This is a genomic window from Ruegeria meonggei (assembly GCF_042768335.1).
Classification (GTDB): domain Bacteria; phylum Pseudomonadota; class Alphaproteobacteria; order Rhodobacterales; family Rhodobacteraceae; genus Ruegeria; species Ruegeria meonggei.
The window spans coordinates 3754732-3772428 of record NZ_JAXHBT010000001.1 but is presented as its reverse complement, the minus strand read 5'-3'; the positions used below and the strand labels follow the sequence as shown (position 1 = coordinate 3772428).

Here is a 17697-nt window from a genome sequence, read left to right as displayed (position 1 = left end):
TTTTGCATCAAAACGCAATTTCATTTGGCCTTTGCAATGCAATTATACGTGCCATGACCTACGATATCCTGCTGGCCTTGATCACTTTTGCTTTCGTCTCGTCGATCACGCCGGGGCCGAATAATCTGATGCTGATGGCATCCGGGGCGAATTTCGGATTTCGCCGCACGGTCCCGCACATGCTGGGGATCGGCCTGGGGTTTACATTCATGGTGCTACTGGTGGGTACGGGATTGGTAAAGGTTTTTGAGGCTTACCCGGTCAGCTATTTAGGGCTGAAAATCGCATCGGTCGTCTATTTGCTGTATCTCGCCTGGAAGATTGCCCACGCCGCCCCGGCAAAAGAAGAGGCAGCGACTGGCACCCCCATGACCTTCTTGCAGGCCGCTGCGTTTCAATGGGTCAACCCAAAGGCCTGGGCTATGGCCCTGACGGCCACTACCGCCTATACGCCGGACCATACGCTGACGGCCATAATGATCGTCGCTCTGATCTTTGGGGCGGTTAATCTGCCCTCGGTCAGCGTCTGGACCATTCTGGGACAACAGATGGCACGGATCCTGACGAACCCGCGCCGATTGTTTTTCTTTAACTGGACCATGGCTGCGTTGCTGGTGGCCTCGCTCTACCCGGTTTTGTGGCCGAGCTGAGCTATTTCAGCGGCAGGCAGATTTCGGTCAGCAACTCATCTGGCGCGGTGTCGCGCGGATCATTGAGGTAGATCTCATAGCAGGGCTGATCCGCTGGTTCCTCACCGGATTCAGGCAACCAATTGCCAAACAGGCTGTGATAGGCCGCATGGATGCCCGAGTATGGCCCCTTGTAAGTCAGGACGGCCGTTTTGCCGCCCGTGATGTTCAGGTCTTCCATCCCCTCGGGCGTGTTGTCACCCCGGAATTGCGCGCCGGCGAAGCTGCGCAGCTTGTCCACGGCCACATCATCCGGACTGTCCAGATACACACCGACAACCGGACCAAGCTGTGGCCACAGATCACGGGATTCGCATATCGCGGTAAAGGTTTCAAAGCTCTTGCCGATCTCGGCATAGTTGCCCTTGTGTGGCAGGGCCACAATGCGGCGGGCGGGTTCGGTGCGGGTTGTAACGGGATGCATGGGATAGTCTCCAATTTTGAGGTGTGGATTGACCAGCAACCAGCGCCCGGACCTGCGATAAGTGCCGGGGCTGATGCCATAGGCCTGCGAAAAGGCCCGCGCAAAGGAATTCAGATTTGGGTAGCCGACAGCCGTTGCGATCCCAGCAACCGGGCGGTCGGTTTGCACCAGCCAACAGGCGGCGCGGTGCAATCTGATCCGGCGCACGGCCTGTGCGCAGGTCTCGCCGGTGATGGCACGAAACACGCGGTGCCAGTGGAACCGCGACATCGCCGCCACATCAGCCAATGCATCCAATGACAGGTCCCCTGCGGGATGGTCGTGGATATAGGCCAGCACGCGCAAAACGCGATCTTCATAGCTGTTGGCCATCGGCATCCTTCCTTCTCTCTGCCCATCTGTGGTTGCATATTCCTGATCCGCAAATCTTGCTGAGTTGCATCCGGAGCGACGTCAGGTCATATAGCGGGGAACATCTGCGTTGAGAGGCGTCATGACCCAGTATCTGGATTTCGAAAAACCACTGGCCGAGATTGAAGGCAAGGCCGAGGAATTGCGCGCGCTGGCCCGCGCCAACGAGGAAATGGATATCGCCCAAGAGGCCGCCGCGTTGGACGCCAAAGCCGCCAAGATGCTGGACGAGCTTTATGCCGATCTGACCCCCTGGCGCAAATGCCAGGTCGCACGGCATCCCGAACGCCCCCATTGCAAGGATTATGTCGAGGCGTTGTTCACCGAATTCACCCCACTTGCCGGGGATCGGAACTTTGCCGACGATCTGGCCGTGATTGGTGGTCTGGCGCGGTTCGACGACCGGCCGGTGATGGTGATCGGGCACGAAAAAGGGTCGGATACCAAATCCCGGATCGAACGGAACTTTGGCATGGCGCGCCCCGAAGGCTACCGCAAAGCTGTGCGCCTGATGGAAATGGCCAGCCGGTTCGGCTTGCCGGTTATCACCCTGATCGACACCGCAGGCGCCTATCCTGGCAAAGGGGCCGAGGAACGCGGCCAGTCCGAGGCGATCGCACGCTCAACCGAGATGTGCCTGAAGATCGGCGTGCCGCTGGTCTCGGTCATTATCGGCGAAGGCGGGTCCGGCGGAGCGGTGGCTTTTGCGACGGCCAACCGCGTCGCGATGCTGGAGCATTCTGTCTATTCGGTGATCTCGCCCGAGGGCTGTGCCTCGATCCTGTGGAAGGATGCGGAAAAGATGCGTGAGGCCGCCGAGGCGCTGCGTCTGACTGCGCAAGACCTGTACAAGCTGGGTGTCTGCGACCGGATCATTACCGAACCCAAGGGTGGTGCCCACCGTGATCGTGGGGCCACGGTCGATTCCGTGCGTGCCGCAATTGCTGCCATGCTGAAAGAGATGGACGGCAAAGATGCGGCGGCCCTGATCAAGGACCGCCGTCAGAAATTCTTGGATATCGGCCAAAAAGGTCTGGCGGCTTAATCCGTCAGCCGCCCAACTGGCGCAACAACGCAACCGAGGGCTCTCCAGTCACAGACAGCCCGTTGGCGCGTTGATAGGCGCTGATGGCGGATTTGGAGTTGTTGCCAATCACCCCATCCGCACCTTGTGTGTCATAGCCCGCCGAGGTCAGGCGGCGCTGTAGCTCTTTGCGATCCTCCAGTGTCAGGCCAGTTTCGTCTGGCCCGAACGAGGCCTGAAACGGTGCCCCACCTGCAATCCGGTCAGACAGGTGCCCGACTCCAATCGCGTAGCTGTCCGAGTTGTTATAGCGCTTGATCACCTGAAAATTGCGGAACACGGCAATACGCGGGCCTGGCACCTGAGGTTGCAGCACGGCCGTAGGCGTTCCGGATACGGTGCCGACCTCACCGCCCCAGGGCTGTCCCCGGATCCAGCCCGCGCGCGACAGGTAGGCCGCAGTCGAGGCCAGCGAATCCGTCGGGTCCTCGGACCAGATATCGCGCCGCCCATCCCCGGTGAAATCTACCGCATAGGCAAGGTAAGAGGTCGGAATGAACTGCGTATGCCCCATCGCCCCGGCCCAGCTGCCGGTCATATTGGCAGGCGTGGTGTCGCCGTTCTGAAGGATTTTCATCGCTGCGATCAGCTGGCTTTCAAAAAACTGCCCGCGCCGCCCGTCATAGGCCAGCGTCGACAGCGCGGACACCACCGGCACATCACCCCGGCGGGCCCCATAGCGGCTTTCCAGGCCCCAGACGGCCACGACAACCTCTTTGTCGACGCCATATTGCGCCTCGATCTGCGACAGCGTTCCGGCGTGGCGCACCAGCATCTGTTTTCCGGTGCTGATCCGCTCGTCCGAGGCCGAAATGGCCAGATAATCCTCGAGTGAGCGTTTGAATTCCACCTGATTACGATCACGCTCAATCACTCCGGGCAAGTACCCGGCCCCCTGAAAGGCGCGGTTGATCGTAGTCTGGGATATCCCTTGTCCCGCTGCGCGCGCCTTAAAGCCAGAAACCCAGGCATCCCAGCCCGCATTTGGTACCGCCTGCATCCGCGACGCAGGCGCACGCGTTGGCGCGCCACCAGAACAGGCGGCCAGCAAAATTGACCCGAGCCCGAGTGAAAAATTCCGTCGATTGATCATGTCTGAAATCTGCTCTTGTTGTGATTTGGTGCAGAATACAACAGACCCAATGCGCAGACCAGAACCACCATAGCCTACCGGAACATACCAGCATGTTCGGCAACAAGCCGCTTAACTGACAAGCATCCGCAGACCCTGCGTGACATCCGAACGAACAGCCAGACGCAACCCCGGTTCATCCCCGGCCTGCAGCGCCGCAATGATCAGCTTGTGGTAATGCGGCGGCTCAGTGCGCCGCAGCCGCCCATAAAGTGCCCGCATCGTCGGCCCCATCTGCAACCAGACGGTTTCCGCAATCGCCAGCATCGCCGGGGCTTGCGCCCGCAGATATAGCGTGCGGTGAAATTCCAGGTTGGTGCGAATATATCCTACGGCGTCCCGCTTGGTGACCATCTCGGCCACGGTCATGTTGATGCTTTGCAACCGGTCAATCAGCGCGATATGTGCACGCGGCAAGGCTCGACTGGCCAGCTCTACCTCAAGCAAGGCCCGCAAGGCGGCCAATTCCTCGATCCGGTCATTGGTCAGTTCCGGCGTTGATACCCGCCCTGAAGTCGACAGGAACAATGCCCCTTCAGCCACCAGCCGCCGCACGGCCTCACGCGCTGGTGTCATCGAGACGCCAAACTCCTTGCCGATCCCGCGCAGGGTCAGCGCCTGCCCCGGCGCGATTTCTCCGTGCATGATCCGGGATCGCAGAGCGCGATAGACCCGATCATGTGTTGCGGTCTGAGAGTTGGAGGGGCGTGCGCTTAACATACCCCCCATGTGATCACAAACTGCCCGAGGGTCAACTCACCGGTGCGTCAAATCGATACTGATGCAGCTGCGCCCCGTTGTCGCGCAACCAGCGCCGCTGGGTTTTGTAGTCGCCGAATATCCTCTCGACCTGGGCCCAGAACGCAGCAGAGTGGTTCATCTCGGCCAGGTGCGCCACCTCATGCGCGGCGACGTAATGCAGGATCTCGGAGGGGGCCAGGATCAACCGCCAGGAAAACATCAACCCCCCCGCCGAACTGCACGACCCCCAGCGCGACCGAGTGTCCCGGATCGTCAAACTGGAATAGGGGCGGCCCAGCATCGCCGCATAATCATCGCAGGCCCCGGTCAGGCGATCCCGCGCCAGCTCTTTCAGGAACCGAGCCAGACGTCGCGCTTCGGCCCCTTGGGGAACCGCGATCTCATCGTCTTGCAACTGGATGCGACGGCCCTGCGCGCGGACGATTCGCCGGTCGACGCCTTCAACCGGAATGATCTGACCGAATTGAACGGTTGCAGGCTCGGGGCGGTCCTGAAGGTGCTTGCGAATCCACTCTTCCTTAGTGCGGGCGAAATTCAACGCATCGACCTCGGGCAAACCATGCGGATAGGTCAGCGTAACCCGGCCGTCCAGCTGAGATATTCGCAAACTGATACGCCGTGCCCGCGCCGATCTGCGCAGCGTCAACGGCACCGGCGGCCTCCCGGGCAGTGCATGATCTCCCATATACCTGTTTCTCCTGCGCAAAGGCTTTGACAGTGCCCGCTGCTTGTGGCACGTGACCTGAATCGTTGATACGACTCACCTGATATCAAGGGGATTTGAGATGCCCAAGGAAGAATGGGGTGTAAAGCGCGTTTGCCCGACGACTGGCAAACGGTTTTATGACCTGAATAAGAACCCGATCGTTAGCCCCTATACCGGCGAGATCGTGGAGCTTGAAACCGGCAAAAGCCGGATGATCGCTGCGGACGCCGAAGACGCCGCATCGGCCAAAGCGCGTGAGAACGCGTCGGATAGCGAAGCCGTTCTGGATGACGACGACACTGTTGACGTTGAACTGGACGACGATCTTCTGGACGATGATGATGACAGTGAAGACAACGTCTCGCTGGAGGAAATCGCCGACATGCCGTCGGAAGAAGAAACCTAAGACCGGTCAGAGGCGACCCCCGCGTCGCCTCATGCCCACCCCGGGCGCGGGACGGAAGATTTTTTGGCGATTTCCATTTATTTGGACTTGCACTTGCAGCCACCGTCTCATAAACGTCCGCCCACTGCTGCGGCAGTACCTGTATGGGGCCTTAGCTCAGTTGGGAGAGCGCTTGCATGGCATGCAAGAGGTCAGGGGTTCGACTCCCCTAGGCTCCACCAAACCCTATCGGTTCAAACTGAAAGCAAGTATTCGAGTGGCGTGACACACATGTCGCTACATGCGTAGCTTTCACGGTTTATGCACGGAATATGATAGGTCCGTTGGCGTTTATCCAACATCAGATCAGACACCCCACGCAATATCCAATGGGTCAGAACCAGTGCAGATCAGAAGTTTCTGACCGGCGTTATTTTGCACAGAGGGAATTTACGGCCCTCGTCGCGTTTGCCATCCGATCAGACTGAAGCAAGCAAACAATATCGCAGCAACGCAGACAATGGATGGGCCAGCCGGTGTGTCGAACACATATGCCGATCTCAGCCCGGCGACGGCGGAGAACGCGCCGATTGCCGCTGCGATCAAAGCCATCGATTCCGGAGATCGCGCCAAACTGCGTGCCGCCGCGGCCGGGATGATCAGCATCGCAGCGATTAGCAAAACGCCCACAACCTTGATCGCAACGGCCACGGTTACCGCAAGCGACAATGTCAGGACCAATTGCTCGCGTCTGGGATCAAAACCACTGGCATAGGCCAGCTCTTCGTTCAGGGTCGCCGTCAACAGTTGCGACCAGCGCCACGCAATCAGAGCCACAACCAACGACGCCCCACCCCAGATCACTGCCAGGTCTGCGCGTGACACGGCCAGAATGTCGCCAAACAGGTAAGCCATTAAATCGATGCGAACGCCGGACAGGAACGATACCGCAACAAGTCCAAAGGCCAAGGCAGAATGCGCCAGAACACCCAAAAGCGTATCCATCGCGTAGCCTCGGCCAGTCAGCAGTGTTACGGTCAGCGCCATGATCAGCGCAACGGCCAGCGCACCGGTGAAGATTGACATCTGAAATGTCAAAGACAGCGCAACGCCAAGGATTGCTGCATGCGCCGTGGCATCTCCGAAATACGCCATACGACGCCAAACGACGAAACATCCCAACGGTGCCGCTGCAAACGCAACGCCAACCCCAGCCAGGGTTGCGCGTGTCATAAAATCATCAAGCATTATTCTGCAGCTTCCTTGGGGTTTTCACCGTGGTCATGGTGGTGATCATGATGGTGCTGATACAAGGCAAGCGCTCCGCCTGTACCAGTTCCAAACAGGGCGCGGTATTCCGGGGCTGAGGCGACGACCGCCGGCGAGCCTTCGCAACACACATGCCCGTTGAGGCAAATGACCCTGTCTGATGCGCTCATCACCACGTGCAATTCGTGGCTGATCATCAATATGGCGCAACCGGTTTCGCTGCGTACCGTTTCAATCTGTTGGTAAAAGGCAGCTGATCCCCGCTGGTCCAGACCCTGGGTCGCCTCGTCGAGCAGCAGAATGTCCGGCTGGTTTATCAGCGCACGGGCCAGCAAAACCCGCTGAAACTGCCCCCCTGACAGCTGCGACATCTGGCGTTTCAGCAAATCGGGAACGCCAGCTGAGTCAAGCGCATCCACACAGCGCTGTCGCGACACCTGGTTGGTTAGACGCATAAACCGTTCAACAGTAATCGGCAGCGTAGGATCGATATGCAGTTTTTGTGGAACGTACCCAATCTTAAGCCCCGGTTTCTGGACAACGCGTCCCGCAACGGGCTTGGTCGCGCCAATCACTGCGCGTAGCAAACTGGTTTTGCCAGACCCGTTTGGTCCGACAATGGTTACGATCTCACCTGGCTCGATTACCATATCGACATGATGCAGAACGGTGTTGGCGCCGTAGCGGATGCTGAGACCTTCGACAGAAACAAGGGGCATCTTCAAGCCTTCTTGGTACAATCGGGGCAGACGCCTTCGGCTTCTACAACCGTTCGCTCAATCTCAAACCCAACCGCGCGGGCGGCGGCGCCAAGCGCCCCTTTGGCCGGGGCAGACTGTGCCTCGGCCACAGCGTCACATTTGCGGCAGATCATAAAGGCCGGTGAATGGGTTGCTCCTGGATGCGCGCAGGCCACAAACGCATTCAGGCGTTCGATTTTGTGCACAAATCCGTTTTCGACCAGAAAATCAAGCGCCCGGTAAGCCACCGGTGGCTGCGACCCGAACCCTTCTTCGCGCAACCGATCCAGGATCGCATAAGCGCCAAGTGCGCGGTGTTCCTGAACCAGCATCTCCAACACCTTGCGCCGAACCGGAGTCAAACGCAGCCCATCTTCCCTGCAGCGGTCCTCGGCGGTTGCCAAAGCCGTCTCAACGCAGGTCTCGTGGTCATGTTTTTGAAACCCGATCAGAGCCGAGGCATCAGCGGGAATGGGTCGCGTGTCACTTGTCATGTTATTCCATATCATGTATGCCGCTCATAGTGTTATACAATCACATAGAGAGTCTGATGTCTAGAAAGCTTCTTCCAGTTTCGATCACCGCAGCGTTAATGGGTGGAACAGCAATGGCGGATGTTCCGAAGGTCGCGGTTGATATCGCGCCAGTGCATTCCCTGGTGGCTCGTGTCATGGATGGCGTTGGAACACCTGATCTGATTGTGTCACCGGGTGCTTCACCCCATGAATACAATCTGCGGCCATCCGAGGCCGCCGCGCTGCAAGAGGCGGACCTTGTATTCTGGCTTGGCGAAGATCTGACACCTTGGATGGAAGGCGCGGTTGAAACACTTGCTGACGACGCGACCGTCACAACCTTGCTGGAATCCGACGGCACTGTCCTTTTGGACTTCCGCGAAGGCGCTTTGTTCGAAGCACATGACCATGGCGACGACGAGCATGGACATGACGATGATCATGACGCGCATGACGACGAAGAGGCGCATAAGGATCACGATCACGAAGACCACACCGATCATAAGGAGCATGACCACGGCGACGAGCATGCCGAAGACAAAGAGCACGCGCATGACGACGACCACGCAAAACATACGGAAGGGGAAGACCATACCGGGCATGATGATCATGAAGACCATGCCGATCACGATGATCATGGACATGGCGCGCACGACCCTCACGCCTGGCTGTCACCTGCAAATGCAAACACCTGGCTGAACCTGATTGCAGCGCAACTGTCCGCTGCCGATCCGGACAATGCAGGGGCTTACTTTGCCAATGCAGCAGCGGCACGTGAAGAGATGGATGCGCTTTCCGCAGAGGTGGTGGCGACGCTTGAACCGGTACACGGCGGCAGTTTCATCGTATTTCACGACGCCTACCAATACTTCGAGGACGCCTTTGATTTCCCGGCCTCGGGCGCGATTTCCATTGGGGATGCGTCTGACCCCAGCCCCGCACGCATTGCCGAGATTCAGGCCCGCATCAAGGATGAGGGCATTGAATGCGTTCTGGCTGAACCGCAGTTCAACTCTGGAATAGTCGAAGCTGTGCTGGACGGAACTGCCGCCAATACCGGCGTGATCGATCCGCTTGGGTCCGATCTGGATCCCGGGACGGACCTGTACCCGCAGGTTATTCGCAACATGGCCAAAACCCTGGCCGAGTGCCTTTAAGCCAAGTGATTGGCTCGGTCGAAGTGATCCTTCGGCCGGGCCAGCGTCATCAGGGACAGCGCATGTTCACAAGGGACGTATTTCAAGTGCCGTCGTTGTCCCTGACACTCACGACGGTGTCCTCCTGATCCACCGAACTGCCCTAATTTTCATCTTTAGAGGTGGCGGCGATCTGGGCGACTTGTCTTTTCAAGGTATGTTATGTTATCTCATTTTCCAACAGGAGCGAGCAGTGATTTCTCATGTGACAAACAGCGTCGATGACAAGGCGGACCGGCGGATCCCGATCACTGTTGTGACGGGCTTTCTCGGGGCCGGAAAGACAACACTTTTGAACACTGTTCTGTCTGAGACCTCGGCCGGGAAAATCGCAGTGATCGTGAATGAATTCGGCGAAGCCGGGCTGGACCACGACCTGATCGAAACCGTCGAGGACGAGATCGTGCTGATGCAATCCGGCTGCCTGTGTTGTTCAATTCGCGGGGACCTGTCAGGGACCATTGCAAATCTGATTGAGCGGCGGGATTACGGGGCCCTTCGATTTGAACGGATTGTAATCGAAACAACCGGGCTTGCCGACCCAGGTCCTATTCTGCAGACGCTTTTGGTTGATCCCGAATTGCCAAAGGCTACACGAATGGACGGTCTGGTGACCGTTGTTGACGCGGCTAACGGGCCAACAACATTGGACGCTCAGATCGAGGCCGTTTCGCAAGTTGCGATGGCCGATCTCATCCTGCTCAGCAAGACGGATCTGGTTTCACCTGCCGTGGCTGATGCATTTTCTGACCGCTTAAAAAACCTGAACCCCAGCACACAGATCAAACGACCCGTAGGAGGTCGCTTCAAGCTCAACATATTATGGGGGCTGAGCGGTCTGCGCAAAGACATAGACCCAAAAGAAGCGATTGCGTGGACTTCAGCCGCTCAACTGCGTGAACCTGACCCGCTTGGCAACCTCTCGGGCTTCTCCAGGCCCAAGACAACGCAAATGGCAATGTTCCCACATGACACACGGATCAGTTCGGCCTCGATTGTGTTGAACGCGCCGCTGAAAGACGCGGTCTTTGACCTATGGCTGGATACGCTAACCGCGCTCAAGGGCCCAGACATTCTGCGCGTCAAGGGCATCGTGTTTCTCGAAGGCCTCGAAACGCCATTCGTATTCCATGGTGTCCAACACATTTTCGACCCGCCGGTTCCGATGAAGAACTGGGATGGCGATGACCGCCGGTCGCGCATTGTGGTTATAGCCCGCGACCTTGGGCGACCAGAACTGCAACGCAGCCTCGACATGCTGCGCGCCCATCAACCTGACCTTGCTACGAAAGATAAAGTGTTTCTGACCCATGACTGATATCCGTCTTCCCGTCACCGTCTTGTCCGGCTTCCTTGGCGCCGGAAAAACCACCCTTCTGAACCGCGTGCTGAACAACCGCGAAGGCAGGCGTGTTGCTGTGATCGTCAACGATATGTCCGAGGTGAATATCGACGCCGACCTTGTACGCGCCGAAACCGAACTGAGCCGCACCGACGAGACGTTGGTCGAGATGTCAAACGGATGTATCTGCTGCACCCTGCGGGATGGCCTTTTGGCCGAAGTCCGGCGGTTGGCTGATGAAGGCCGGTTCGACTATTTGCTGATCGAGTTGACCGGAATATCTGAACCCCTGCAAGTTGCCGCGACCTTTGACTTCCGCGACGAAAATGATGAGAGCCTTTCGGATGTCGCGCGTCTGGACACGATGGTCACGGTTGTTGACGCGATGAACCTGCTCAACGATTTCTCAAGTCACGATTTTCTGAGTGACCGCAGCGAGACGCTGGGGGACGAGGACGAGCGCACTCTGGTTCACCTTCTGACGGATCAGATTGAATTCGCGGATGTCGTCATCCTTAATAAAGTGAATGACGCAGGCTCCGAACGCACTGACGCCGCACGCAAGATCATTCGCAGCCTGAATGCCGATGCCCAAATCATCGAGACAAACCATTCCGTGGTCGAAAGTTCGGCAATCCTGGATACTGGGCTGTTCGATTTCGACGCCGCCCACGAACACCCGATGTGGGCAAAGGAACTTTACGGCTTTACCGACCATGTCCCGGAAACTGAAGAATATGGTGTTTCGTCATTCGTGTACCGCGCGCGCCGCCCATTTGAGCCAGAGAAGATTCTGGCCGTGCTGAACGGCGAGATGCCTGGCGTGATCCGGGCCAAGGGCCATTTCTGGATCGCATCCAGGCCTGCGTGGGTTGCCGAATTCTCGCTTGCCGGCGCGCTGTCCAGCGTCAAGCCGATTGGGACCTGGTGGGCTTCGGTTCCAAAGGAACGCTGGCCCGATCACCCGTCAGTGTTGAAATATATAGATCAGCATTGGATGGATCCCTGGGGCGACCGCCGACAGGAAATTGTCTTTATCGGCGCTGATATCGATTGGCCGGCTTTGAAATCCAGGCTCGACGATTGTCTGTTGCCCGACGCGCTTGCCTTTGACCCGGAAAGCCTCCCCAATGATTTACCGGATCCGTTTCCGTTGTGGCGCCGTGTGGAGGATGCCGCATGAACTACGCCCAGGCCGAGATCAAAAACGCAGCGGTAGGCGTCGGCGTTACGGACACTCCAGACGGGTTGGCACGGATTGCACAGCCCGGATGCGCAGCAACCCTCTGGCGCCGCCAGCTTGCCTTAGAATTTCAAACATGGATCGATGCGCTGGATCCTTTGAAGCTACCCAAGGCGCGGCTTGTACTGCGTCCGGACGCCGTGAAAGATGCAATGCGGCATCTGTGTGAAATCGTGGGCATGGAGGATGTTCCCGAGCGCGCCTGGCTTGAAGAGGATATCTCGGACTTGGCCACTCGTTTTGCCGAGATGATGCGAGCACCCTATCTGCGTCTTCGCTTGGACACGATCACCACAAACGCCTGTCGGAAATTTCACATCGACGCTCTCCATGCCCGGTTGATCTGCACCTATCGGGGGACGGGCACCCAATATGGAATTTCGCCTGATGGCGAAGATCCAAAACGTGTCTTCACCGTAGGCACCGGAGCGCCAATGGTCATGCGTGGCACGCTCTGGCCGCAGAACCCACGCTCTGGTCTGCTCCACCGTTCGCCGCCCATCGAAGGTACCGACGAGACACGCCTGGTTCTTGTGCTTGATCCGGTCTTCGAACCTGATGAGGTTCGTTGATGGGTCGAAACCTTGGCCAGACAAAACTCCGCAAGCGACGCCGCAGAGAAGACCCCATGCGCGAGTTTGACCGGCTCCCACCGGTTTTACGGGCCTGGGTCACGCAGGCTGCGTTGCCCTGGCGACCGCGTTCAGTCCTGCGCGCGTACAACACAGCGCTTGCCCGGACAGGAGACCAAACCCGGGCTCTGGACGAATTGAAACACCTTGAAGCCGCACAGTTGGCGAAAGACAGCCAGTTGACGTCTGCCGCATGATGCGGGCAGGAACAGGCATGGCTGATCTGTTGGCAAGCCCCGGCTTGGGCTCCGGTCATTTTTCCGATGGATCGCTTTCTGCGTAGTCACGCAATCGGTCGATATCGGAAATCTCGGCATGGTTTCGGTTGATCTTCACCCCCACCGTTTTCAGGCGCGAGAATGCCCGGCTCAGGCTTTCAGGTTTCATTCCCAAACGCCCGGCGATCAGCATTTTATCGTAGGGCAGCTCCACCTCGCACCCATCCAAGTTTTCTTCGCACAGGTTCAGCAGGAATTCAGCGACCCGCTGCGCGCCCGTCTGGGCCTTGAGCTGTTCCAATTGCGCAACCAGTGAATGCAAATGGGTAAAGGTAGAAGCCAGGATCGAAACGCCAATTTCGGGATCTTCTTTCATCAACGACAGCAGTAAGGGGCTGGGAATATGCATCACCTCGCAAGGCGAAACCGCCTCGGCCGACACAGGATAGGGAACATTGCGCAGCGCAACCGCTTCGCCAAAGCTTTCGCCGCGGGTAAAAACACTGACCACAGCTTCGGCCCCGGTTGGCGACATGCGAAACAGTTTGACCCAACCCGCCAGCACGACGTGAACGGCCTTGGCCTCTTCTTCCTGCAGAAAGATTGTCTCGCCTCGGTCATACGACCGCCAGATCGCATGACTGAGCAGTGTATCGATATGCTGGTCCGGCAAACTCTTGAGCAAGAGTGACTGTCGGGCAATCGCCTTTTGTGCTTCATGCGCCATGAAGGTTCTTCCCCTATTCCCTGGTCGATCATCTGACCGGTGCGTCCCGCAGGATCAGGCTATGCCAAAGCGGCCCCGCGTGCACCAGTCTTTTCCTGCCCGCAGCTTGACTAATGTCATGTTACGTTGGGGGGCACCGGCCTAATCTTGGTCCAAAGCCAGTAATCCGGGGAGCCAGAAAGATGGACTACGAGCGATTTTTCACCCAGAGCCTCGATGATCTGCGGGACGAAGGAAACTATCGCGTCTTTATCGATCTGCAACGCCGATGCGGGTCTTTCCCGAATGCGCGCCAGACCGATGGACCGGTGCAGCGCAACGTTCGGATCTGGTGCTCGAACGACTACCTCGGCATGGGGCAACACCCTTCAGTAATCGCGGCCATGCATGACGCGCTGGATCGCTGTGGTGCTGGCGCTGGGGGCACGCGGAATATCTCTGGGACTACCCATGATCATGTATTGCTTGAAACCGAACTAGCCGATCTGCATGGCAAAGAGGCCGCGCTGCTGTTCACCTCGGGCTATGTATCCAACTGGGCCGCGCTGGGAACGCTGGCCGCGAAAATTCCGGGCCTGATCGTCTTTTCCGATGCGCTGAACCATGCCTCGATGATTGAAGGCATCCGCCACTCACGGGCACAGAAGGTTATCTGGACCCACAACGATCTAAATGATCTTGAGGCGAAACTGGCTGCCGCCGATCCCGATGCCCCCAAGATGATCGCCTTTGAATCCGTTTATTCGATGGACGGCGACATCGCCCCGATCAGGGAAATCTGCGACCTGGCCGACAAATATGGCGCGATGACCTATCTGGATGAGGTTCACGCCGTTGGCCTTTATGGTCCGCACGGTGGCGGCATAGCCGAGCGTGAAGGGCTGATGCACCGTCTGACCGTGATCGAAGGCACGCTGGGCAAAGCCTTTGGCGTCGTGGGCGGCTATATCGCCGCTTCTGCTGCACTGTGTGATTTCGTGCGCAGCTTTGCCAGCGGGTTTATCTTTACGACCGCCCTGCCGCCGTCGATCGCCGCAGGGGCCGCTGCATCGATCCGGCATCTGAAACAATCGAATGTGGAACGCGACCTGCAAAAATCCCGTGTGGCGCAGGTGCGTGCCCGGCTGGATGCCGAGGGTATTCCGCATCTGCCAAACCCCAGCCACATCATACCGGTGATGGTGGGCGATCCGGTGAAATGCAAATTCATCTCGGACACTCTGCTGGAAGAATTCGGCATCTACATCCAGCCAATCAACTTTCCCACCGTCCCAAAAGGGACCGAGCGTTTGCGGATCACACCCTCACCCGTTCATACGGATGAAGACATCGATCATCTGGTCGGCGCACTGTCGGCCCTGTGGCAGCAGTGCCAGATCGCGCGGATGCCGATGGCCGCCCAATAACCTAAGCGTCCCTTTGCTTGGGAAACTGCCGCTCTTTCTAGGGCGGCTTTTTTTTGCGGTCAGATCAGGTACAAGCCAAAGATCGCGGCAGAAAAGCATGTCAGCACCATGGTGAATCCACGCAACCAGGCGGGGCTTCCGGCAAGGTCCAGATACCGGGCCAGGATCACTCGCGTCTTGATCAGCGCCAACATTAGGATACCCGCCCCAAGGGCTGCAGGTGGCACCGGTGCCATCGTCACCAGGGCTGAAGCCAAGCTCAGTATCAATAGCCCCAACCAGGCGACCACAAGGTGGTCGGAACCAGTTCTGCACGAGGTGATATCGGGGTCGGACATATCGCTTATCCCAACAGGTAGATCACGGGAAACAGCATGATCCAGACCAGATCAACCATATGCCAGAACTGGGCGCCAGCTTCGATGTTGCGGGGGGCGTCCCGCCAGGCAACAAGCAACAGAATGGCGACGCCAGCCAGCACATGTGCTGCATGAAAGCCGGTCAACAGGTAGTAGAACAGAAAGAACGGATGGGTTTCATAGCTGATGCCCTGCGCGGCCTTGTCCGCATATTCCGCACCCTTGATGATCAGAAACACCACGCCCAGCAGAGCCGCGCCAACCAAGGCCAGTCGCGCCGCACCTCGTCGGGCGATCTGACGCCAGTGCAAGGCTTGCGCGGCCAGATATCCGGACGTGACCAGCACGGCGGTGTTCAGCGCCGCGCCGGTGCGGTGGAGATGGGATTGCGCCTCGGCAAACCCGGCCGGATCAGTCAGACGCACGCCCATAAAGGCGATCAGCCCCGCCCCGAAAACCAACAATTCCGAGATGATCAGCACCCACATCAACAACTCGCCCGGAAGCTCGTCCATCAAAGAGGTGTCGCTCATGCGCCGACCAGTTGGCGATAGATTTGCGGCAATGCCATGGTCAGGCGATGCGGGTCGGGAATAACGGCAAAGCCACCCTGCCCGAACATGCGCGGGAACCAGCTTTTGCCGGTTTTGTCGATGGTGACGCCAAAGACCGACTGCCCGGCGCGGCGGGCCTCACGGACAGCCATACAAGTGTCTTCGATGCCGTGGCGGCCTTCATAATGGTCCAGATCGTTGGGCTTGCCATCGGTGATCACAAGCAGCAACCGCCGCTTGCACGTTTGACCTGCCAGATCAGCCGAGCAATGGCGGATTGCCGCCCCCAACCTTGTGTAGTGGCCGGGCCGCAGCGAGGCGATGCGCTGTTCTACTGTCTTGCCCATCATCTCATCGAACCCCTTGCAGCGCTGCACGTAGACACGTTGGCGTTTCAGCGAGCTGAAGGCGTGAATGGCAAAATCGTCCCCGCAGGCGTTCAATCCCCAGGCCAGCGCCGCCAATGCCTCGCGCTCAATGTCAATCACCGCGCGTCCGGTGACCGCGCTCTCGGTGGATCGGCTGACATCCAGCAGGATCGAAACCGCCAGATCGCGCGCCTCGGGCCGGGATTGCAACCACACCCGATCAGTACCTTCACCGCTGGCATGGCGATCAGTTTCAGCGCGCACGGCGGCCTCGATATCCAGCTGATCACCGTCCAGGTGGCCGCGCGTCATCACACGTCCGGGGCGCAGCGCCTCGAACTGGCGCTTCACCGCACGGATGCGGCGGGCGGTGGCGGGGTCCTTGCCGAATTCGGCGGCACCTTCACGGATATCAGCGTCCGAGGTCAGCACGTTCACATGATCGGGCAGGTATTTTCCGGTGCGCACGTCCCATTCGGGGTACAGAATACGACCCGACAGTCGCTCGCGATTCACATCTTCGGGCGCAAGGTCCAGGTGCAGTTTCAGACGCGTAGGTGGCGCTTTGGAGATCTGGCCCAGCCCGATCTCATCCTGATCATCGGCGGCTTTCTTGGCGTTGTCAGGGTCGTCATCGTCTATTCGGCGGTTGATGTTCAGAAACTCGGCCCAGCTGAGGATCGCCTCGAACTTATGCAGGATGAAACTGTCGCTGCGCGAGGCCTGATCAGATTTCCGACGCCGGGCACGGTGGGTTTTGTCGCCGGTTTCTTCCGGCGGGCCTTCGGTGTCGGGGTTTTCAACCTCGCTATGTTCGGAGAACCCAACAGCGCGCAGTTCTGGCCACAGGGGAACAGGGCGGAAATGCTGATACCCTCGCGGTGCGGTCATGTCGTCCACCGCTTCCAACAGGGCTTTGGCCCCGTCCAGCAATGGCGCAGGGTCGCCCAGCGCCTGCCGGATCAACGCCTCTACCGCGGCTTCAGCAGGCGGAAGGGAACGAATTTCACGCTGATACAGCACGCCCTTGCTCAGCTCGGCATAGAGCGAGCGCAGGCCGGGCGCATCCTCAAGCGTTGCTGCGACCATGTCTTCTGCGGCCGCCAACGCTCGCAGATCAGCGCGAAGGGGATCGTCGTCTTCAAACCGGGTTCCGGCATGGGCCGCTGCTGCTGCCAGCCAAACATAAAGCGCGCCATTGGCCTCGCGCGCGGGGAAAACGGCCAGACTGTCCGGCAAGCGCAGCACTTCCCCATCGAATGAGGCGCGCGGCATCAGTTCCACTTCAGTTCCCAACCTACGACGCCAGCTTAGGCGGTGGCGCGAGACCTCGGGCGAGACCGGGCGCAATTCGACGCCCGGGCTTCCCCCAAGCCCCCGGAAAAGAACTGCCAGCCGCCCCGCGACCTCTGAAAGGTCGACCGCGGCTCCTATGTGCACCTCAGGTGCATCAAGGCGGCTGGCAAGGGTGTGCCACAGTTTCCCGATCGTTTCTTCGGGTTCCCATGGCTCAAAGTCGATCTTTACCATTGGCT

General features: G+C 58.7%; 20 protein-coding genes and 1 tRNA gene. 10 read left to right on the top strand and 11 right to left on the bottom strand.

What is annotated here, in order from left to right; all coding sequences use genetic code 11:
• Positions 1-53: 53 nt before the first annotated feature.
• Positions 54-650, top strand: coding sequence for a LysE family translocator (locus SJY13_RS18715; protein ID WP_377193054.1), 597 nt, complete (start codon positions 54-56; stop codon positions 648-650).
• 1 nt (position 651) lies between these two features.
• Here SJY13_RS18715 and SJY13_RS18710 read toward each other — a convergent pair whose 3' ends face one another.
• Positions 652-1485, bottom strand: coding sequence for an AraC family transcriptional regulator (locus SJY13_RS18710; RefSeq protein WP_085824368.1), 834 nt, complete (start codon positions 1483-1485; stop codon positions 652-654).
• 121 nt (positions 1486-1606) lie between these two features.
• On the opposite strand from SJY13_RS18710, the gene SJY13_RS18705 reads away from it, so the two are divergent.
• Positions 1607-2569 carry an acetyl-CoA carboxylase carboxyltransferase subunit alpha gene (locus SJY13_RS18705; protein WP_377193052.1) on the top strand — a complete coding sequence of 321 codons (963 nt, stop codon included), beginning with the start codon at positions 1607-1609 and terminating at the stop codon, positions 2567-2569.
• Between the two features lie 4 nt (positions 2570-2573).
• Here SJY13_RS18705 and SJY13_RS18700 read toward each other — a convergent pair whose 3' ends face one another.
• The 3 genes from SJY13_RS18700 to SJY13_RS18690 all read right to left on the bottom strand — a co-directional run bounded on the left by SJY13_RS18700 (position 2574) and on the right by SJY13_RS18690 (position 5187).
• Entirely contained in the window at positions 2574-3701 is a 1128-nt protein-coding gene (locus tag SJY13_RS18700) for a lytic murein transglycosylase (protein ID WP_377193050.1), read from the bottom strand.
• A gap of 111 nt (positions 3702-3812) precedes the next feature.
• Positions 3813-4460 (bottom strand): GntR family transcriptional regulator, encoded by a 648-nt coding sequence (locus SJY13_RS18695; RefSeq protein ID WP_377193716.1) that lies wholly within the window; start codon positions 4458-4460, stop codon positions 3813-3815.
• A gap of 31 nt (positions 4461-4491) precedes the next feature.
• Positions 4492-5187, bottom strand: coding sequence for a M48 family metallopeptidase (locus tag SJY13_RS18690; RefSeq protein WP_377193048.1), 696 nt, complete (start codon positions 5185-5187; stop codon positions 4492-4494).
• Positions 5188-5287: 100 nt separating this feature from the next.
• Here SJY13_RS18690 and SJY13_RS18685 point away from each other — a divergent pair, with 100 nt between their 5' ends.
• Both SJY13_RS18685 and SJY13_RS18680 read left to right on the top strand, forming a co-directional pair.
• Positions 5288-5614 (top strand): TIGR02300 family protein, encoded by a 327-nt coding sequence (locus SJY13_RS18685; protein WP_085824363.1) that lies wholly within the window; start codon positions 5288-5290, stop codon positions 5612-5614.
• A 145-nt stretch (positions 5615-5759) separates the two neighbouring features.
• A tRNA-Ala gene (locus tag SJY13_RS18680) sits at positions 5760-5835 on the top strand.
• Between the two features lie 208 nt (positions 5836-6043).
• Here SJY13_RS18680 and SJY13_RS18675 read toward each other — a convergent pair.
• The 3 genes from SJY13_RS18675 to SJY13_RS18665 are packed head-to-tail and all read right to left on the bottom strand — an operon-like array spanning position 6044 to position 8096.
• A complete protein-coding gene (locus SJY13_RS18675) occupies positions 6044-6841 on the bottom strand; it encodes a metal ABC transporter permease (protein ID WP_085823080.1) in 798 nt (265 codons plus the stop codon).
• Positions 6841-7581: a metal ABC transporter ATP-binding protein gene (locus SJY13_RS18670; protein WP_377193046.1), complete on the bottom strand. Its 741-nt coding sequence runs from the start codon at positions 7579-7581 to the stop codon at positions 6841-6843. The genes SJY13_RS18675 and SJY13_RS18670 overlap by 1 nt, the downstream gene beginning before the upstream one ends.
• 2 nt (positions 7582-7583) lie before the next feature.
• Positions 7584-8096, bottom strand: coding sequence for a transcriptional repressor (locus tag SJY13_RS18665; RefSeq protein ID WP_377193714.1), 513 nt, complete (start codon positions 8094-8096; stop codon positions 7584-7586).
• A gap of 56 nt (positions 8097-8152) precedes the next feature.
• Between SJY13_RS18665 and SJY13_RS18660 the strand changes: the two genes are divergently transcribed.
• The 5 genes from SJY13_RS18660 (at position 8153) to SJY13_RS18640 (ending at position 12727) form a co-directional block, all read left to right on the top strand.
• Positions 8153-9274 (top strand): zinc ABC transporter substrate-binding protein, encoded by a 1122-nt coding sequence (locus SJY13_RS18660; protein ID WP_377193044.1) that lies wholly within the window; start codon positions 8153-8155, stop codon positions 9272-9274.
• 232 nt (positions 9275-9506) lie between these two features.
• Complete coding sequence (locus SJY13_RS18655) at positions 9507-10631, top strand: CobW family GTP-binding protein (RefSeq protein ID WP_377193042.1); 1125 nt, start codon at positions 9507-9509, stop codon at positions 10629-10631.
• The gene (locus tag SJY13_RS18650) at positions 10624-11838 is read left to right on the top strand and encodes a GTP-binding protein (RefSeq protein WP_377193040.1); all 1215 of its coding nucleotides are present in this window, start codon (positions 10624-10626) and stop codon (positions 11836-11838) included. Before SJY13_RS18655 ends, SJY13_RS18650 begins: the two co-directional genes overlap by 8 nt.
• Positions 11835-12470 (top strand): DUF1826 domain-containing protein, encoded by a 636-nt coding sequence (locus SJY13_RS18645; RefSeq protein WP_377193038.1) that lies wholly within the window; start codon positions 11835-11837, stop codon positions 12468-12470. Before SJY13_RS18650 ends, SJY13_RS18645 begins: the two co-directional genes overlap by 4 nt.
• A gap of 56 nt (positions 12471-12526) precedes the next feature.
• Complete coding sequence (locus SJY13_RS18640; RefSeq protein WP_377193036.1) at positions 12527-12727, top strand: DUF6525 family protein; 201 nt, start codon at positions 12527-12529, stop codon at positions 12725-12727.
• A gap of 55 nt (positions 12728-12782) precedes the next feature.
• Here SJY13_RS18640 and SJY13_RS18635 read toward each other — a convergent pair whose 3' ends face one another.
• A complete protein-coding gene (locus SJY13_RS18635) occupies positions 12783-13475 on the bottom strand; it encodes a Crp/Fnr family transcriptional regulator (protein ID WP_085823087.1) in 693 nt (230 codons plus the stop codon).
• A gap of 182 nt (positions 13476-13657) precedes the next feature.
• Between SJY13_RS18635 and hemA the strand changes: the two genes are divergently transcribed.
• On the top strand, positions 13658-14881 hold the full coding sequence (gene hemA, locus SJY13_RS18630) for a 5-aminolevulinate synthase (RefSeq protein ID WP_377193034.1): 1224 nt from the start codon (positions 13658-13660) through the stop codon (positions 14879-14881).
• Between the two features lie 59 nt (positions 14882-14940).
• Here the strand turns inward: hemA and SJY13_RS18625 are convergent, their stop codons facing one another.
• The 3 genes from SJY13_RS18625 to SJY13_RS18615 are packed head-to-tail and all read right to left on the bottom strand — an operon-like array spanning position 14941 to position 17692.
• Complete coding sequence (locus tag SJY13_RS18625) at positions 14941-15219, bottom strand: cytochrome C oxidase subunit IV family protein (RefSeq protein WP_143534894.1); 279 nt, start codon at positions 15217-15219, stop codon at positions 14941-14943.
• 5 nt (positions 15220-15224) lie between these two features.
• Positions 15225-15773: a cytochrome c oxidase subunit 3 gene (locus SJY13_RS18620; protein ID WP_377193032.1), complete on the bottom strand. Its 549-nt coding sequence runs from the start codon at positions 15771-15773 to the stop codon at positions 15225-15227.
• Positions 15770-17692, bottom strand: a complete 1923-nt coding sequence (locus SJY13_RS18615; RefSeq protein WP_377193030.1) for a nitric oxide reductase activation protein NorD — start codon at positions 17690-17692, stop codon at positions 15770-15772. The genes SJY13_RS18620 and SJY13_RS18615 overlap by 4 nt, the downstream gene beginning before the upstream one ends.
• Positions 17693-17697: the final 5 nt, after the last annotated feature.

Bases quoted from the DNA above. Each gene is read 5' to 3' on its own strand.
- SJY13_RS18715 (WP_377193054.1), top strand. From the start codon at position 54: ATGACCTACGATATCCTGCTGGCCTTGATCACTTTTGCTTTCGTCTCG.
- SJY13_RS18710 (WP_085824368.1), bottom strand. From the start codon at position 1,485: ATGGCCAACAGCTATGAAGATCGCGTTTTGCGCGTGCTGGCCTATATC.
- SJY13_RS18705 (WP_377193052.1), top strand. From the start codon at position 1,607: ATGACCCAGTATCTGGATTTCGAAAAACCACTGGCCGAGATTGAAGGC.
- SJY13_RS18700 (WP_377193050.1), bottom strand. From the start codon at position 3,701: ATGATCAATCGACGGAATTTTTCACTCGGGCTCGGGTCAATTTTGCTG.
- SJY13_RS18695 (WP_377193716.1), bottom strand. From the start codon at position 4,460: ATGTTAAGCGCACGCCCCTCCAACTCTCAGACCGCAACACATGATCGG.
- SJY13_RS18690 (WP_377193048.1), bottom strand. From the start codon at position 5,187: ATGGGAGATCATGCACTGCCCGGGAGGCCGCCGGTGCCGTTGACGCTG.
- SJY13_RS18685 (WP_085824363.1), top strand. From the start codon at position 5,288: ATGCCCAAGGAAGAATGGGGTGTAAAGCGCGTTTGCCCGACGACTGGC.
- SJY13_RS18675 (WP_085823080.1), bottom strand. From the start codon at position 6,841: ATGCTTGATGATTTTATGACACGCGCAACCCTGGCTGGGGTTGGCGTT.
- SJY13_RS18670 (WP_377193046.1), bottom strand. From the start codon at position 7,581: ATGCCCCTTGTTTCTGTCGAAGGTCTCAGCATCCGCTACGGCGCCAAC.
- SJY13_RS18665 (WP_377193714.1), bottom strand. From the start codon at position 8,096: ATGACAAGTGACACGCGACCCATTCCCGCTGATGCCTCGGCTCTGATC.
- SJY13_RS18660 (WP_377193044.1), top strand. From the start codon at position 8,153: ATGTCTAGAAAGCTTCTTCCAGTTTCGATCACCGCAGCGTTAATGGGT.
- SJY13_RS18650 (WP_377193040.1), top strand. From the start codon at position 10,624: ATGACTGATATCCGTCTTCCCGTCACCGTCTTGTCCGGCTTCCTTGGC.
- SJY13_RS18645 (WP_377193038.1), top strand. From the start codon at position 11,835: ATGAACTACGCCCAGGCCGAGATCAAAAACGCAGCGGTAGGCGTCGGC.
- SJY13_RS18640 (WP_377193036.1), top strand. From the start codon at position 12,527: ATGCGCGAGTTTGACCGGCTCCCACCGGTTTTACGGGCCTGGGTCACG.
- SJY13_RS18635 (WP_085823087.1), bottom strand. From the start codon at position 13,475: ATGGCGCATGAAGCACAAAAGGCGATTGCCCGACAGTCACTCTTGCTC.
- hemA (WP_377193034.1), top strand. From the start codon at position 13,658: ATGGACTACGAGCGATTTTTCACCCAGAGCCTCGATGATCTGCGGGAC.
- SJY13_RS18625 (WP_143534894.1), bottom strand. From the start codon at position 15,219: ATGTCCGACCCCGATATCACCTCGTGCAGAACTGGTTCCGACCACCTT.
- SJY13_RS18620 (WP_377193032.1), bottom strand. From the start codon at position 15,773: ATGAGCGACACCTCTTTGATGGACGAGCTTCCGGGCGAGTTGTTGATG.
- SJY13_RS18615 (WP_377193030.1), bottom strand. From the start codon at position 17,692: ATGGTAAAGATCGACTTTGAGCCATGGGAACCCGAAGAAACGATCGGG.